We start from the raw sequence: 15,088 nt of genomic DNA, 5'->3' as shown, positions 1-15,088 counted from the left end.
CCGACCGCACACCCCGACCGCACACCCCGACCGCACACCCGACCCCATGCCCGACCGCATACCCCGGACGCATGCCCGACCCCGTGTCCGGACCGCACACCGACCCCGTGTCCGGAGCGCGCGCCCCGGCGTGCGCCGGTCGCTCTGACGGACCAGCAGGCCCGTCCTGGATCTCCGCGCCCCGAAAGGGCACGGGCGGGGTACGGGTCGAAGGTGCGGGGCCGCACCCGGCCAAAGTCCGTGGTAGATGCAAGTATTTTGCCGTCTCATTGCCCGTCACAGGGACTGCATCCGTACCCGACCGGTGTTTACGTGGTGTTGAGCATGTCCGGTATCCACCACCACGGAGGTGTACGCCATGGCCGACGCCGCGCTGCGGCTGACCACTCTTGCCGAAGAGTTGCTGGGGGCCCCGCTCCCGGTCCGTATCCGCGCCTGGGACGGCAGTGAATCGGGTCCTCCCGGCGCCCCCACCCTGATCATCCGTCATCGCCGCGCACTGCGCCGTCTCCTCTGGAAGCCCGGTGAGCTGGGGCTCGCCCGCGCCTGGGTCGCCGGGGAGATCGACGTGGACGGCGATCTGTACGCGCTCCTCGAACGTCTCGCCGGGCTCATCTGGGAGCGCGGCGCCGACCCCAAGGACAAGGTCCACCCCGTACGCGACCCCCGGATGCGCGCCGCGGCCCGCGGGCTCGTGGAGATCGCGGGGCCCTGGCCGCCGCCCGCCCCGCCCGTCGAGGAGATCAGACGCAGACACGGCGCCCTGCACACCAAGCGCCGCGACAAGGAGGCGATCAGCCACCACTACGACGTCGGCAACGACTTCTACGCACTGGTCCTCGGCCCGTCCATGGTCTACTCCTGCGCCTACTGGGACGCGGACCCGGGCTTCACCCTCGAAGACGCACAGCGCGACAAGCTCGACCTGATCTGCCGCAAGCTCGGCCTCCGGGAGGACGAGCGGCTCCTGGACGTCGGCTGCGGCTGGGGCTCCATGGCCATCCACGCGGCCCGCGAGTACGGCGCCCGGGTCACCGGGATCACCCTCTCCCGGGAGCAGGCCGCGTTCGCCCGCAAGCGCATCGCGGAGGAGGGGCTGACCGACCGTATCGAGATCCGCGTCCAGGACTACCGGGACGTCAGGGACGGCCCGTACGACGCGATCTCCTCCATCGGGATGGCCGAGCACGTGGGCTCGGTCCAGTACCGCGAGTACGCCGACGATCTGTACGGCCTGCTCAAGCCGGGCGGCCGGCTGCTGAACCACCAGATCGCCCGGCGCCCCGAGAAGGACGAGGGGCAGTACCACATCGACGACTTCATCGACTCGTACGTCTTCCCCGACGGCGAACTGGCGCCGCTCGGCCGCACCGTCTCCACCCTGGAGGAAGCGGGCTTCGAGGCCCGTGACGTCGAGTCGATCCGGGAGCACTACGCGCTGACCCTGCGCCGCTGGGTGGCCAACCTGGAGGAGCACTGGGCGGAGGCGGTGCACGCGACCTCCGTGGGCCGCGCCCGCGTCTGGCGGCTCTACATGGCCGCGTCCGCGCTCTCCTTCGAGCGCAACCGGATCGGCGTCAACCAGATCCTGGCCGTCCGGCCCCCGGACGACGGCGCGTCCGGGATGCCGCTGCGGGCCCGCCGCTGGGGCGCCTGAGCGGACGAGAAGGGTCGGGCCCCTGGAATCCGCCAGGGGCCCGACCCTTCCGTACGCCGTCGTACGCCCAGGTACGCCTTCGTACGTCTCCGTACGCCGTCCTCGCCAGCCGCTACTCGGTCTTGATCGCCGTCAGCATGTTGAGCTTTGCCGCGCTGCGCGCCGGCCACAGCGACGCCAGGACGCCCACCAGCGCGGCCAGCGCCAGGAAGAGCGCGATCCGGTCCCACGGCATGAACAGCGCGTACCCGGGGATCGCGTTCTTGATCGTCTGGCCGATCGCCCAGGCCAGGAAGGAGCCGAGGCCGATACCGACCACGGCGCCGAAGAGCGAGATCACCACGGCCTCCAGCCGGATCATCCGCTTCACCCTGCGCCGGTCCAGACCGATCGCCCGCAGCATGCCGATCTCCTGCTGCCGCTCGAACACCGACATCGCCAGGGTGTTGATGACCCCGAGGACCGCGATGATCAGAGCCATCGCCAGCAGGCCGTACATGATGTTCAGCGCCGTGTTGATCAGGCCGCTGGTCTGGTTCCTGATGTCCTGCTGGTCCATCACCGTGATCGCCGGGTTCTTGCCCAGGGCGTCCACGAGGGCCTGCTCATGGGCGCTGCTCGCGCCGCCGTCCGCCTTCACCCACACCTCGCGGACGTACTGCTTGGTCTCGTGCGGGTTGGCCAGGTCGGTCGAGATGAGCAGGGGGGAGAGGAACTCCATCCCCTTGTACGTCGCGCCGATCTTCAGGTTCTCGGTCTTCCCGTCGGCGAACTTCACCGGGACGGTGTCGCCGGTCTTCCAGCCGTTGGACTTCGCGGTGTCCTCCGCGACCGCGACCGCGTCGCCGGAGAGCGAGCTCAGCGAGCCGGAGACCGTGGTGAGGTTGAAGACCTTCTCGATGTCCCCGGGGGTGACCGCGGAGCCCGAGTGGTACTCGCCCTTAATGTCCAGGTCGACCGGCTGCTGCGGGGAGACCGCGCTGATGCCGGGCGCCTTCTCCAGCGCGCGGACGGCGGTCGGGTCCAGCGGGCTGCTGTTGGCCATCATGACCATGTAGTCGGCCTTGATGTTGTCCGTGGTCATCTTGTCGATGGCCTGGCCGACCGTGACACCGAGCACCGTCAGAGCGGTGACCAGGGTGAGTCCGATGGCCAGCGCGGAGGCGGTCGCTCCGGTACGCCGCGGGTTCCGTACGGCGTTCTGGCTCGCCAGCTTGCCCGACACCCCGAAGGCCCGTACGAGCAGCGGCCGGACGAGCGCGATGACCGGCCGGGACAGCAGCGGGATCAGCACGATGACGCCGATCATCGTGACGAACGCGCCCGCGGCCAGGATGAACCGGCCGTCGGAGCCGATGTTCGCGCCCGCCAGGATCCCGGCCGCGCCGAGCAGGGCGATGACGAGGCCGATGGAGTTGCGGATGACGAGGGACTTGGTGGTGGCCACGGCGTGCACGCTGCTCATCGCCGCCACCGGCGGGATCTTCGCGGCCCGGCGGGCGGGCAGCCAGGCGGCGAACACGGTGATCAGCACCCCGACGGCGAGCGCGGCACCGATCGCGACGGGGGAGACGACCAGCGGCCCGCCCGGGATCTTCGCGCCGAACGAGTCCATCAGGCCGCGCAGTCCGATCGCCAGGCCGAGGCCGAGGGCGAAGCCGATCACCGAGGCGATGACCCCGACGATGGTCGCCTCGGCCAGCACCGAGCGCTTGACCTGCTTGCGGGAGGCGCCGACGGCGCGCAGCAGCGCCAGTTCCTTGGTGCGCTGGGCGACCAGCATGGTGAAGGTGTTGGAGATCAGGAAGATGCCGACGAACAGGGCGATGGCGGCGAAGGCCAGCAGCATCTGGTTGATGCCTTCGAGGCCCGTCTCGATGTCCTTCGCCTGCTTCTCGGCCAGCGCTTCGCCGGTCTCCGCCTCTGCGTTCTTCGGGAGGATCTTCTTGACCTCGGTGAGGAGCGCGGCGTCGGAGGCGCCGGACGCGGCGGTGACCGTGGCGTCCGAGTAGTAGCCGGGCTCCAGGTAGAGCTTCTGGGCGACCTTCGTCTCGAAGAGGACCAGGCTGCCGCCCGCGTTGACCGCGCCGTCCTTGGAGGTGAAGACGCCGGAGAGGGTGTACTCCTTCACCGGCCCGTTGGTGGCGACCCGTACGGAGTCGCCGACCTTGTACTCACCCTTGGCGGCGGTCGACTTGTCGAGCGCGATCTGGCCGGCCTCGCGGGGGCCGGAGCCGTCGGTGAAGGTGTACGCCGAGTCCTTGCCGTTCTCGCCGGGCGAGAAGTTGGAGCCGGTGTTCGACCAGCCGTCGCCGATCAGCTTGCCGTCGGGGTCGGCGACCCCGGCGAAGCCGTTGACGCGTCCGGTGACGGAGGCGACCCCGTCGAGGGCCTTGATCCGGTCCATGGCGGCCTCGCTGAGGCCCGGGTCCGACGTGCGTTGCTCCTCGTCGCTGCTCTCGCGGAAGTCGTAGGAGGTGACGGAGACGGCGACGTCCTTGTAGTTCTTCGCCGACTCGTTGCGGAAGGCGTTGCCGAGGGTGTCGGTGAAGACCAGGGTGCCGGAGACGAAGGCGACGCCGAGCATGACGGCGAGCACGGTCATCAGCAGCCTGGCCTTGTGCGAGAGCACAGTGCGCAGGGCGGTACGGAACATGGTGGGAGTCCTGGTGAAGGTGGGCCGGACGGGACGGGACAGGGCGTACGGCGGGGACGTACGGGCGTACAGAGACGTACAGGCGCGTACAGGTGCGTACGGACGCGTGTACGGGCAGGCGTACGGCCGTACGGTCAGGCAGGTGGCCGTACGGTCGGGAAGGGCGGGCGTCCGGTCAGCTCGTGCGGCCCTTGGCGTCGAACGCCTTCATCCGGTCCAGCACGCCGTCGGCGCTGGGCGCGAACATCTCGTCGACGATGCGCCCGTCGGCGAGGAAGATCACCCGGTCCGCGTAGGACGCGGCCACCGGGTCGTGCGTCACCATCACGACGGTCTGGCCCAGCTCCCGCACCGAGTTGCGCAGGAAGCCCAGCACCTCGGCGCCGGAGCGCGAGTCCAGGTTCCCGGTCGGCTCGTCACCGAAGATGATCTCGGGCTGCGAGGCGAGGGCGCGGGCGACGGCCACGCGCTGCTGCTGGCCGCCGGAGAGCTGCGTGGGCCGGTGGCCGAGCCGGTCGGCCAGTCCGATCATCGTGATGACCTGGTCCAGCCACTGCTTGTCGGGCTTGCGACCCGCGATGTCCATGGGGAGCGTGATGTTCTCCAGGGCCGTCAGGGTCGGCAGCAGGTTGAACGCCTGGAAGATGAAGCCGATCTTGTCCCGGCGCAACTGCGTGAGCTTCTTGTCCTTCAGGGTGGACAGCTCGGTCTCGCCTATGCGTACGGAGCCGCTGCTGAAGCTGTCGAGGCCGGCCACGCAGTGCATCAGCGTGGACTTGCCGGAGCCGGACGGGCCCATGATCGCCGTGAACTCGCCCTGGTGGAAGTCGACGGAGACATGGTCGAGCGCGACCACTTGGGTCTCGCCCACTCCGTAGACCTTCGAGAGATCGGAGGCGCGGGCGGCCACCGTGGTGGCGCGGTGGGCGAGCGGGGTGGTGGTCACGGAAGAACACTCCTGTCGGGACGGAGCCGGAAACGGGGCCGGCGGCGAGGACGCGGCGAGTGGAGGAACCCCTCCCTCGGCGACCCCTCCATCCTCGGCGCGGCAGGCCCCCCGGGTCGTCCCTCCCGATGCCCGTTCCCGTGGCCCTCTTGGGGCTGACCGTCGGGGCGCGTTCTCCTCCTCGGGTATGACACCGTCCCTGAGAAGCTGTACGTACGCCCCCCGAGGGATCCCCGATCATCCGTGACCATCCGCGCGCCCACATGTGCGCCGGAGGCGCCCCGGCGCTCGTCCGGAGCTGCGACTGTGCCGGATGCGTGACCGGGCGGCGACTTTTCGTCATTCTCGTGCGCCTCGGTACGAGATGACCACCCGCGCCCGGCATGTGCCGATGGCTCGTTACGTGCCCTGACGCACCCTCAGACCTCAATAAAATAAGACAACATCGGGTAGGCGCTCGGCTGTTCGAGTGGTGTGTCCCGATAGGCTCCTGTGCCAACGCGGCGTCGCGCGCCTTGCCCGGATGGTGGAATGCAGACACGGCGAGCTTAAACCTCGCTGCCCCTCGGGGGCGTGCCGGTTCAAGTCCGGCTCCGGGCACATCACGCGCCACGTGCCGGTCGGCGCCGCGATCCTTTCGGGGTCCATTTGGGGTGGTTCTGTGACGAGCGGCACGTCGCGAGCGTCCCGATTTAACGAAAGATCCTCCCCGAGCACTAGGGCGTACGCTTTGCTGTCCCATTACTCTTGTCGCAAGGCCGCGCTGGGCGGCCATGGAGGAGTGAGATGAGGAGCAGCAACCCGGTCTTCTCGCGACGGGGCTTCAGCCGCGACAACGGCCACGCGGGCTTCAACGCGGCGCCGCAGGCCGGGGGCCCCGCCGTAGGAACCAACCCGTACGCGACGAACCCGTACGCGACCAACCCCTACGCGCAGCAGCAGGGCGCCCCGGTCGGCACGCCGCAGGCACCGCCGAACACCGGCGCCATGACCATCGACGACGTCGTCACCCGTACGGGTATGACGCTGGGCACGGTCGTGCTCACGGCGGTCCTCTCCTGGGTGCTGCTGCCGGTCGACCAGGCGAACATCGGCAAGTCGTACGGCGTCGCCATCGGCGCCGTGCTCATCGCCTTCGTCCTGTCGATGATCCAGTCCTTCAAGCGCAAGCCGTCCCCGGCGCTGATCCTGTCGTACGCGGCGTTCGAGGGTGTCTTCCTCGGAGTGATCAGCAGCGTCGTCAGCACCTACATCGCGCCCGGCGTGGTGGTCCAGGCGGTGATGGGCACGATGGCGGTCTTCGCCGGCGTGCTGTTCGCGTACAAGATGCGCTGGATCCGCGTCACGCGCCGCTTCTACGGCTTCGTGATGGCCGCCGCGATGGGCTTCGTGCTCCTCATGGTCGCCAACATGCTCTTCAGCGTCTTCGGTGGCGGTGACGGCCTCGGCTTCCGCAGCGGCGGCCTCGGCATCCTCTTCGGGATCATCGGCATCATCCTCGGCGCGTGCTTCCTGGCGCTCGACTTCAAGCAGGTCGAGGACGGCGTCGCGTACGGCGCTCCGCGCGAGGAGTCCTGGCTGGCGGCGTTCGGTCTCACGCTGACCCTGGTCTGGATCTACATGGAGATGCTGCGGCTCTTCTCGATCCTCAGCGGCAACGACTAGCAGGACCGGGCGGTACGGCCGGGAGACCGGTGGCGGCCGACCGAGTGACGGAGGGGTCCGCGGGCATCGAGCCCGTGGACCCCTCCGTCGTGTTCCGTCGTGGTCGGTGCGGGTCGGCCGGTCAGGTGAGGCGGCGCGCCGCGCGCCTCAGGTCGTACTCGTGGACGATCGCTTTCGCGTGTCCGTACGCGAGGTCGTGCTCACTCCGCAGCCAGCTCACCTTTTCCTCGAAGCGGAAGAGGGACGGGCCGTCCTCGACGGTGCGGAGCCAGTCGGAGATCTCACGACCGGTGCAATGGGGGATACGGGCGAGCAGATTGCGATGGGTCTCTTCGGAGAAGACAAGGGACATCGGCGCCTCCGGACGCTCTGCGCGTGCTGGTCCTTCTGGACGGGATCCTTTCGGTCCTTCGGGTCCTTCTGGTCCTTTACGCCCACCGTGCCTGAGCCGGGGGCCGTTGGCAAGAGCTGTTGGCAAGCCGGTGGCCGTGTGTCCGGGCGGCCGCGTAGGGTCGGGCGGGTGCTCGATACAACGCCTCTGACGGCTGCCGTGGACCGTTTCGCCGACCGGCTCAGGACCGCCCCGCAGAGCCGGCTCCAGCGCGGCGCCGCGGCCCGCGCCCTCGAACTGGCCAGGGAGTTGTCCGTACGGGCCCAGCGTCTGGAGAGCCCGGGGGCGGCGGTACGGGTCATGCCGGACGCCGGCGTCTTCGCCGTCGCGGACCAGCTCACGGTCGCGGCCGTGGACCTGGCCGAGGCACTGCGAACGGCCCCGTCCGAGGCGGAACTGGACGAGGCCGTGCGGTCGGTGGGGAAGGCGGTCTCCGAGGCGTCGCTCTGACGCTCCCAAGAGCTCGGAGCTCGGAGCTCGGAGCTCAGGGCTCAGGGCTCAGAGTGAGGCTATGACGCGGTCCGCCAGGATGTAGATGTGCTCGGCGCCGGTGTCGCCGTGCCGGTAACCGTCGCCGCCGCAGGAGAACGTCAGGGTGTACGCGCCCGACACGCCGGACCCGCCGAGCAGGAACGGGGCCTCGCCCTCGCGCAGCGCGTCGGAGAGCCGCTCGGCGGTCTCGCGGTGGCCCGGGGTCATGCACAGCGTCGTACCGTCAGCGAAGACGTAGACGTCGAGCGTGCCCAGCGGCCCGGGGCGGACGTCGGCCAGCGCCGTACGCGTCCGGGCCAGCTCCTCCAGCCGGGCGACGGTGCGCTCGTGGTCGGTGACGACCGGGGTCTGCACGGGGACGAAGTCCGGGTGCGAGGGGTGGCGGCGGCGCGCGGCGGCCAGCTCGGGGGAGTCCTCCGCGAACTCGACGGCCTCGCTCATGCCGGTCATGCCGCCCATGCCGAGCGCCGTGCCGACCGGCTCCGTCAGCTCACCGGCCGCCGAGTGGTCGGGGTGCCCCGTGTAGTCGTCGAACGCCTCCGCGGCGTCCAGGTCGAGCGCCTCCAGGGCCTCCAGCGACTCCAGGCCGACGAAGTCCATCTGGCGCGGTACGAAGAACGGCGTGTCCTCCGCGCCGAGGCCGGAGAGCCCGCCCAGCATCGACGGGGAGTCGGTCGCGTCGCGCGCCTCCTGCGCGGCCCAGAAGGCCCGCGCCTCGGCCAGCTCGCGCTCCCGCTCCTCCGCCAGCGCCTCGGCGACGGCGGTCCGTATGGCGTCGGTCTGCGCGGGGTCGGACGCGCTTCTGGCCTGCGGAACGGCGGCGGTGAGACCGCCCGGGTGCGCCGCGGCCAGTTCACCGCGCAGGGCGCTGACCTGGCGACGCAGCGAGTGAGCGGCGTGCAGGGCAGCGACGCCCACGGCCGTGGCGGTGGCCGTGGTCAGCAGCAGGGCAAGAGACATGGTGCTCACTGACTACTCCCGATTCCGATCGATACCCCCGACTTCCTACCTCAGCTTGTCGGGGGCGGGGACCGCGCGGCAGTGCATTACGTCATGAAATGGACAGGTCTTTCGGCCTTACGTATCGTCGGTTCAAGGTCCTGACCAGGGCAAACGAATCTCCCCCGGGCATAGGTCACATCCTGGGGGAGATTCAGTCACGACTGGGGTTCGGGGGCGTCAGGGTCACCCTTCCGGAATCGTATGGATACGCAGAGTGAGCGAGAGGGGGCCGCGCCTCAGCTCAGCCGCTCGATCACCATCGCCATGCCCTGCCCGCCGCCGACACACATCGTCTCCAGCCCGAACTGCTTGTCGTGGAACTGGAGGCTGTTGATCAGCGTGCCGGTGATGCGCGCGCCGGTCATGCCGAAGGGGTGGCCCACGGCGATCGCGCCGCCGTTGACGTTCAGCTTCTCCAGGGGGATGCCCAGGTCCCGGTAGGACGGGATGACCTGGGCCGCGAACGCCTCGTTGATCTCGACCAGGTCGATGTCGCCGACGGTCAGCCCGGCGCGGGAGAGCGCCTGCCGGGACGCCTCGACCGGGCCGTACCCCATGATCTCCGGCGACAGGCCGGTGACGCCGGTGGAGACGATCCGCGCCAGCGGGGTCAGGCCCAGTTCGCGCGCCTTGGTGTCCGACATGATCACGAGCGCGGCGGCGCCGTCGTTGAGCGGACAGCAGTTGCCGGCGGTGACCCGTCCGTCGGGGCGGAAGACGGGCTTGAGGCCCCGTACGCCCTCCAGGGTGACGCCCGCGCGCGGTCCGTCGTCCGCCGCGACGACCGTGCCGTCCGGCGTGGTCACCGGGGTGATCTCGCGCTCCCAGAAGCCGTTCTTGACGGCTTCCTCGGCGAGGTTCTGCGACCGTACGCCGAACTCGTCCATGTCCTCGCGCGTGACGCCCTTGAGGCGGGCCAGGTTCTCGGCGGTCTGCCCCATCGCGATGTACGCGTCGGGCACCAGGCCGTCGGCGCGCGGGTCGTGCCACTCGGCGCCCTCGCTCTGCGCGACGGCGGCGGTCCGCGCCTCGGCGTCCGCGAAGAGCGGGTTGTGCGTGCCCGGCATGCCGTCCGAGGAGCCGTTGACGGAGCGCGAGACCATCTCCACGCCCGCCGAGATGAAGACGTCGCCCTCGCCCGCCTTGATGGCGTGCAGGGCCATCCGGGAGGTCTGGAGCGACGAGGAGCAGTAACGGGTGATCGTGCAGCCCGGGAGGTGGTCCATGCCGAGCTGTACGGCGACGATACGGCCGAGGTTGTGGCCCTGTTCGCCGCCCGGCAGGCCGCAGCCGAGCATCAGGTCGTCGATGTCGCGGGGGTCCAGCTCGGGGATCCGGTCGAGCGCGGCGCGGATGATCGTGGCGGTCAGGTCGTCGGGCCGCAGGTCCTTGAGCGAGCCCTTGAAGGCACGGCCGATCGGGGAGCGGGCGGCAGAGACGATCACGGCTTCGGGCATCACGGCTCCAGGGGTGCGGAAGGTGCGGGTGCGGGGCGCAGGGTGCGGAAAGGGGTAGGGGTCGGATTCGGATACGGGGTCGGATCCGGAGGCGGGACTCACTGGGAAGTTACCCGTACGTAGCGCACGGGTCACCCGGCCCGGCATGTGATGCGGGCCTCTTTTCTAAGCGCTTGCTCACGTCCCGACGCGCCGTCTCACGCCTCCCGTCCCACCCCGTGCGCCTCCGCCGTGCTCGCGTCCTCCGGCGTCGCCTCCGCAGGGGACGGCAGCGGGTGCCGCCTGCGCCGGTGCTTGAGCAGGGCCCACGGCGCCCGGACGCCCGTGACCTCCGTACCGGCCCGGGACGCCGCCGCCGAGGCCGCCTTCGCGACCGGCAGCATGTCCTCGTCGCGCGAGGCGTCGAGGTGGTCCGTCTCCGGCCACAGGCCGAGCACCGCGCAGAGCGTGGGCAGGACCGCCATGGCGGCCGTCGCGTACCCCTCCGCCGACGGGTGGTAGTTGTCCGGGCCGAACAGCTCGCGCGGGTTCGCCGCGAACTCCGGGCCCAGCAGATCGCCCAGCGAGACCGTACGGCCGCCCTGCTCCACCGCGACGATCGTCTGCGCCGCCGCGAGCTGCCGGCTCGCGCGCCGGGCCAGCCAGCGCAGCGGCTGGTACACCGGCTCGATCGTGCCCAGATCCGGGCAGGTCCCGACGACCACCTCGGCTCCGGCCGTACGCAGCCGCCGTACCGCCGCCGCCAGGCACCGTACGGACTCGGTGGCCGGCATCCGGTGCGTGACGTCGTTCGCGCCGATCATGATCACGCAGACGTCCGGGACGCGGTCGGCGGCGGCGCCGGAACCGGCGCCGGAACCGGAGGCCGTCAGGAGCTGGCTCACCTGCCGCTCCAGATCGTCGGACCTGGCCCCGGGGAGCGCCACGTTCCGCAGGTCCACCGGGCGCTCGGCGACCGCCGCCAGCCCCGAGGCGAGCAGCGCCCCCGGGGTCTGCCCGGCCCGCCGTACGCCCTGCCCCGCCGCCGTGGAGTCACCCAGCATGCCCATCCGCAGCGGCTGCGTATGGCCGAAGGCCAGTCCGTACCAGCCGTCGCCGCTGGGCGGTACGGGGGCGGTCCCGCCGCCCACCGACCGCTTCGCGAGCTGGACCTCCGCCAGCACCACCCCGATGCCCGCCGCTCCCAGCAGGCCGATGGACCCGCCGCCGTAGGCCGCGCCGGCCGCGATCCGTCGTGCCACCCTCGCCCTCGACACAGTGCGAGCCTCCTCGTCGTCTTACGCACGAGTACGTACACCAGCTAACTGCCCCGTGGGTACGGTCGCCCAATCTCACCCACGGGCGCATACGCTGGCCGGACCATCACGGAGACCCCGGAGACAACGGTGCAATTCCACGACTCGATGATCAGCCTGGTCGGCAATACCCCGCTGCTGAAGCTGACCAGCGTGACCGAAGGCATCCAGGCGACAGTCCTGGCCAAGGTCGAATACTTCAACCCCGGCGGCTCGGTCAAGGACCGGATCGCCCTGCGCATGATCGAGGCGGCCGAGGAGAGCGGCGAGCTGCTGCCCGGCGGCACGATCGTCGAACCGACGAGCGGCAACACGGGCGTCGGCCTCGCCATCGTGGCCCAGCAGAAGGGCTACAAGTGCGTCTTCGTCTGCCCTGACAAGGTCTCCACGGACAAGATCAACGTACTGCGCGCGTACGGCGCCGAGGTCGTCGTCTGCCCCACGGCGGTCGACCCCGGGCACCCCGACTCGTACTACAACGTCTCCGACCGGCTGGTGCGGGAGACGCCGGGCGCCTGGAAGCCGGACCAGTACAGCAACCCGAACAACCCGCGCTCGCACTACGAGACCACCGGTCCGGAGCTGTGGGACCAGACGGACGGGAAAATCACCCATTTCGTCGCGGGCGTCGGCACCGGCGGCACGATCACCGGCACCGGCCGCTATCTGAAGGAGAAGAGCGGGGGCCACGTACGGGTGGTGGGCGCCGACCCGGAGGGGTCCGTCTACTCGGGCGGCTCCGGGCGGCCGTACCTGGTCGAGGGGGTCGGCGAGGACTTCTGGCCGACGGCGTACGACCGTACGGTCACGGACGAGATCGTCGCCGTCTCCGACAAGGACTCCTTCCAGATGACCCGCCGCCTCGCCAAGGAGGAGGGTCTGCTCGTCGGCGGCTCCTGCGGGATGGCCGTCGTCGCGGCGCTGAAGGTCGCGGAGGGGCTCGGCCCGGACGATGTCGTGGTCGTCCTGCTGCCGGACAGCGGACGCGGCTACCTCAGCAAGATCTTCAACGACGAGTGGATGAACGACTACGGCTTCCTCGACCACGAGGGCGACACGGCGAGCGTCGGGGACGTCCTGCGCCACAAGGCCGGCCCGATCCCCACGCTCGTCCACATGCACCCCGAGGAGACCGTGGGCGAGGCCATCGACGTCCTGCGGGAGTACGGCGTCTCCCAGATGCCGATCGTGAAGCCGGGCGCCGGCCACCCGGACGTGATGGCCGCGGAGGTCATCGGCTCGGTGGTGGAGCGGGAGCTGCTGGACGCGCTGTTCACCCAGCGCGCCTCGCTCGGCGACCCGCTGGAGAAGCACATGTCGTCCCCGCTGCCCCAGGTCGGCTCGGGCGAGCCGGTCGCCGACCTGATGGCCGCGCTGAGCGGTTCGGACGGCGCGGACGCGGCGATCGTCCTGGTCGAGGGGAAGCCGACCGGGGTCGTGAGCAGGCAGGACCTGCTGGCGTACCTCGCCGGTGGCCTGGTCGGCAGCACGGCCGGCAGCGCGGGCGGCTCGGTCGGCGGCCCGGTCGGCGGCGCGAAGTAGCCGCTGGTGGGTGGCCGGATCCGGCCACCCATGAACGGTCGGCGCCGATGCGGAAGCTCAGGTTCGCGAAAGTGGTACGAGCGCGACACGTCCACGCAGCACTCGCTTAACACGCGACCTGCATAGTCGTTGTTGTCGGCGTCAAGGACCTCCGGAGCGGCTCCCGGACCTCCATGGACGCCAGGACACGTCAGCCGGCCCTGACCCGGACCGTGTCCCTCGCGGGGACCGCCGTCGTCCCGCCCCCCGTTCACGGGGGTGCGGCGGTCCCCGCGACTATCCTTCCGCTCAGTCCTCTCCCCGCCCTCCCTGTCCTCTCAGTCCTCCCAGTCGGACTCCGGGCGCCGCCGCTGGGACATCCAGGGCCAGCCGCGTGAGGCGTGCACCGCGTTGACCGCGACGATGCCGATCCAGCAGACCACCAGGCCCTTGAAATCCGCGTTCACCACGGCGATCGCGGTGAGCGGGACGGCGAGGATCAGGGAGACGAGCCCGAACCCGAAGCGCTCGCCGAACCCCTCCACGGGTGCGGACGAGGGCGCGCTGCCACGGGCGACGACCATCTGTTTCTCGGCGAGTTGACGCCGGACACGGCGGTCGACCGTGCTGTCCAGCCGATGCTCCACTTTCTCCAGGAACGACTCGATGAGCGCCGAGTCGTACTCCGCCCCCAGATCGTGGCGGGCCTGGAGCGTGGCGTCGAGTTCCTTCTTCAGCTCAGGGTCGCGGGCTTCCATACCGGTACCGTACGAAGCGGGCGGGCCCCGGTCAGTGGGGCTACCCCCCGTCTTTTTTACGGGTTAGGGGTTATGGGGTGCGGGGCGGCGCGTCCGCGTAGTGGGGCAGGGGGACGACGCCCACGCACGCCCCGTCCCGGTCGAGCAGCCGGCCCATGTGCTTCGTGGTGCGCAGGACCACCGAGCGGTCGTCGACGGTCAGACGCGGCAGCCGCTGGGCGAGGTGGGCCTCGAAGGTGTGCACATCGGCCAGGGTGCGCAGCCAGACGTCGAGCACCACGTTGTGCGGGCCCGCGGTGATCGAGCACGACCGTACCTCCGGCACCGAGGAGAGCAGCCGGACCGTCTCGTCGAGGTGTTGCGCGGGTACGGACGCGAAGTACACGGCGGACAACGGCCAGCCGGAGAGCGGTCTGGCCAGGTCGCAGCGGAGCCACAGCCAGGAGGAGAGCAGCGTCTGGAGCCTGCGGCGGACGGTGGTGAACCCCGCGCCCGTGGCCTTCGCCAGGTCGGGGACGGACATCCGGCCGTCGGTGCCGAGGAGTTCGGCGAGCCGGGTGTCCAGCTCGTCCCGGACATGCGTACCCGGGCCGTGCGCGCCCCCGCCGCCCAGCGCGTCCCGTGTGTCCCGCGCGTCCCGTGTGTCCCGCGTGTCCCGTGTGTCTCGTGTGGGGACCGTGCGTGGCAGCGCCCGCTCCAGTCGGGCCCGCTGCGTCGCGTCCAGGCTGCGCAGCCGCCAGCGGCTGCCTTCGGTGGGGACGGCCGTGGCCACGTGCGTACGGGTCGCCCGCACCCCCGGCGTCGCGCGGAACAGCTCGTTGGTGAAGTGGGCCAGCGCTTCGAGACCGCCCGCCTGGATGGTGGCCACCAGGTCCCGGCCGCCCGCCGTGAGCTTGACGTTCACCACCTCGGGGTGGATGCCCAGCGCGTCGGCGACCTCCTCGCCGTAGCCGGGGTCGGTGTCGATCTCGACGACCCCGGTCACCACGATCCGGGGGTCGGAGAGCCGTCCGTACGCGGTCACCCACGCCAGCCCGGCCCGCTCCAGCCGCTGCCAGCGCCGGGCGGCCGTCACCGGGTTCACCCCGAGCACCTCGCCCACCAGCGTCCAGGGGGCGCGCGGATGGATCTGGAGCGCCTGTACGACGGACCGGTCCAGCTCGTCCAGCGGCCGGGGCCCGGCGGATTCCGGCTCCCGGGCGGCAGAAACCTGCATGTCCATGGGTGGCCTATTCCTGCGATCGGAGT

At 70.7% G+C, this 15,088-nt stretch carries 12 protein-coding genes and 1 tRNA gene; 5 read left to right on the top strand and 8 right to left on the bottom strand.

From position 1 onward, the window contains the following. The first annotated feature begins 358 nt into the window (after positions 1–358). Complete coding sequence (locus tag ACIO3P_RS19720) at positions 359–1,657, top strand: cyclopropane-fatty-acyl-phospholipid synthase family protein (RefSeq protein WP_329823445.1); 1,299 nt, start codon at positions 359–361, stop codon at positions 1,655–1,657. 112 nt (positions 1,658–1,769) lie between these two features. Here ACIO3P_RS19720 and ACIO3P_RS19715 read toward each other — a convergent pair whose 3' ends face one another. Beyond that, positions 1,770–4,313 carry an ABC transporter permease gene (locus tag ACIO3P_RS19715; RefSeq protein ID WP_401852655.1) on the bottom strand — a complete coding sequence of 848 codons (2,544 nt, stop codon included), beginning with the start codon at positions 4,311–4,313 and terminating at the stop codon, positions 1,770–1,772. A 175-nt stretch (positions 4,314–4,488) separates the two neighbouring features. Then, entirely contained in the window at positions 4,489–5,259 is a 771-nt protein-coding gene (locus tag ACIO3P_RS19710; protein ID WP_329823449.1) for an ABC transporter ATP-binding protein, read from the bottom strand. 517 nt (positions 5,260–5,776) lie between these two features. Between ACIO3P_RS19710 and ACIO3P_RS19705 the strand changes: the two genes are divergently transcribed. Next, positions 5,777–5,859, top strand: a tRNA-Leu gene (locus ACIO3P_RS19705). Positions 5,860–6,045: 186 nt separating this feature from the next. Further along, positions 6,046–6,924, top strand: coding sequence for a Bax inhibitor-1/YccA family protein (locus ACIO3P_RS19700; RefSeq protein WP_329823450.1), 879 nt, complete (start codon positions 6,046–6,048; stop codon positions 6,922–6,924). Between the two features lie 121 nt (positions 6,925–7,045). On the opposite strand, the gene ACIO3P_RS19695 is transcribed toward ACIO3P_RS19700, so the two are convergent. Then, complete coding sequence (locus ACIO3P_RS19695; protein ID WP_329823452.1) at positions 7,046–7,276, bottom strand: DUF4287 domain-containing protein; 231 nt, start codon at positions 7,274–7,276, stop codon at positions 7,046–7,048. A gap of 168 nt (positions 7,277–7,444) precedes the next feature. Between ACIO3P_RS19695 and ACIO3P_RS19690 the strand changes: the two genes are divergently transcribed. Continuing rightward, positions 7,445–7,765, top strand: a complete 321-nt coding sequence (locus ACIO3P_RS19690) for a hypothetical protein (RefSeq protein WP_329823454.1) — start codon at positions 7,445–7,447, stop codon at positions 7,763–7,765. Between the two features lie 48 nt (positions 7,766–7,813). On the opposite strand, the gene ACIO3P_RS19685 is transcribed toward ACIO3P_RS19690, so the two are convergent. From ACIO3P_RS19685 to ACIO3P_RS19675, 3 genes are all read right to left on the bottom strand, one after another. Further along, complete coding sequence (locus tag ACIO3P_RS19685; RefSeq protein ID WP_329823558.1) at positions 7,814–8,767, bottom strand: hypothetical protein; 954 nt, start codon at positions 8,765–8,767, stop codon at positions 7,814–7,816. A 278-nt stretch (positions 8,768–9,045) separates the two neighbouring features. Then, complete coding sequence (locus ACIO3P_RS19680; RefSeq protein WP_329823456.1) at positions 9,046–10,266, bottom strand: acetyl-CoA C-acetyltransferase; 1,221 nt, start codon at positions 10,264–10,266, stop codon at positions 9,046–9,048. Between the two features lie 197 nt (positions 10,267–10,463). Then, positions 10,464–11,507 (bottom strand): SGNH/GDSL hydrolase family protein, encoded by a 1,044-nt coding sequence (locus tag ACIO3P_RS19675; RefSeq protein ID WP_329823559.1) that lies wholly within the window; start codon positions 11,505–11,507, stop codon positions 10,464–10,466. Positions 11,508–11,651: 144 nt separating this feature from the next. Between ACIO3P_RS19675 and ACIO3P_RS19670 the strand changes: the two genes are divergently transcribed. Beyond that, a complete protein-coding gene (locus ACIO3P_RS19670; protein ID WP_401852652.1) occupies positions 11,652–13,103 on the top strand; it encodes a cystathionine beta-synthase in 1,452 nt (483 codons plus the stop codon). 317 nt (positions 13,104–13,420) lie between these two features. Here the strand turns inward: ACIO3P_RS19670 and ACIO3P_RS19665 are convergent, their stop codons facing one another. Together ACIO3P_RS19665 and ACIO3P_RS19660 are read right to left on the bottom strand one after the other, a co-directional pair. Beyond that, the gene (locus ACIO3P_RS19665) at positions 13,421–13,840 is read right to left on the bottom strand and encodes a hypothetical protein (protein WP_329823458.1); all 420 of its coding nucleotides are present in this window, start codon (positions 13,838–13,840) and stop codon (positions 13,421–13,423) included. A gap of 70 nt (positions 13,841–13,910) precedes the next feature. Next, positions 13,911–15,062, bottom strand: coding sequence for an Lrp/AsnC family transcriptional regulator (locus ACIO3P_RS19660; protein WP_401852650.1), 1,152 nt, complete (start codon positions 15,060–15,062; stop codon positions 13,911–13,913). Between the last annotated feature and the right edge of the window lie 26 nt (positions 15,063–15,088).

Source organism: Streptomyces sp. NPDC087310, from assembly GCF_044744405.1.
Lineage (GTDB): Bacteria > Actinomycetota > Actinomycetes > Streptomycetales > Streptomycetaceae > Streptomyces.
Note: the sequence above shows the minus strand (reverse complement) of the source record. Positions and strands in the feature narration are given on the sequence as shown.

Coding starts and splice junctions, on each gene's coding strand:
- ACIO3P_RS19720 (WP_329823445.1), top strand. CDS start 359: ATGGCCGACGCCGCGCTGCGGCTGACCACTCTTGCCGAAGAGTTGCTG.
- ACIO3P_RS19715 (WP_401852655.1), bottom strand. CDS start 4,313: ATGTTCCGTACCGCCCTGCGCACTGTGCTCTCGCACAAGGCCAGGCTG.
- ACIO3P_RS19700 (WP_329823450.1), top strand. CDS start 6,046: ATGAGGAGCAGCAACCCGGTCTTCTCGCGACGGGGCTTCAGCCGCGAC.
- ACIO3P_RS19695 (WP_329823452.1), bottom strand. CDS start 7,276: ATGTCCCTTGTCTTCTCCGAAGAGACCCATCGCAATCTGCTCGCCCGT.
- ACIO3P_RS19685 (WP_329823558.1), bottom strand. CDS start 8,767: ATGTCTCTTGCCCTGCTGCTGACCACGGCCACCGCCACGGCCGTGGGC.
- ACIO3P_RS19680 (WP_329823456.1), bottom strand. CDS start 10,266: ATGCCCGAAGCCGTGATCGTCTCTGCCGCCCGCTCCCCGATCGGCCGT.
- ACIO3P_RS19665 (WP_329823458.1), bottom strand. CDS start 13,840: ATGGAAGCCCGCGACCCTGAGCTGAAGAAGGAACTCGACGCCACGCTC.
- ACIO3P_RS19660 (WP_401852650.1), bottom strand. CDS start 15,062: ATGGACATGCAGGTTTCTGCCGCCCGGGAGCCGGAATCCGCCGGGCCC.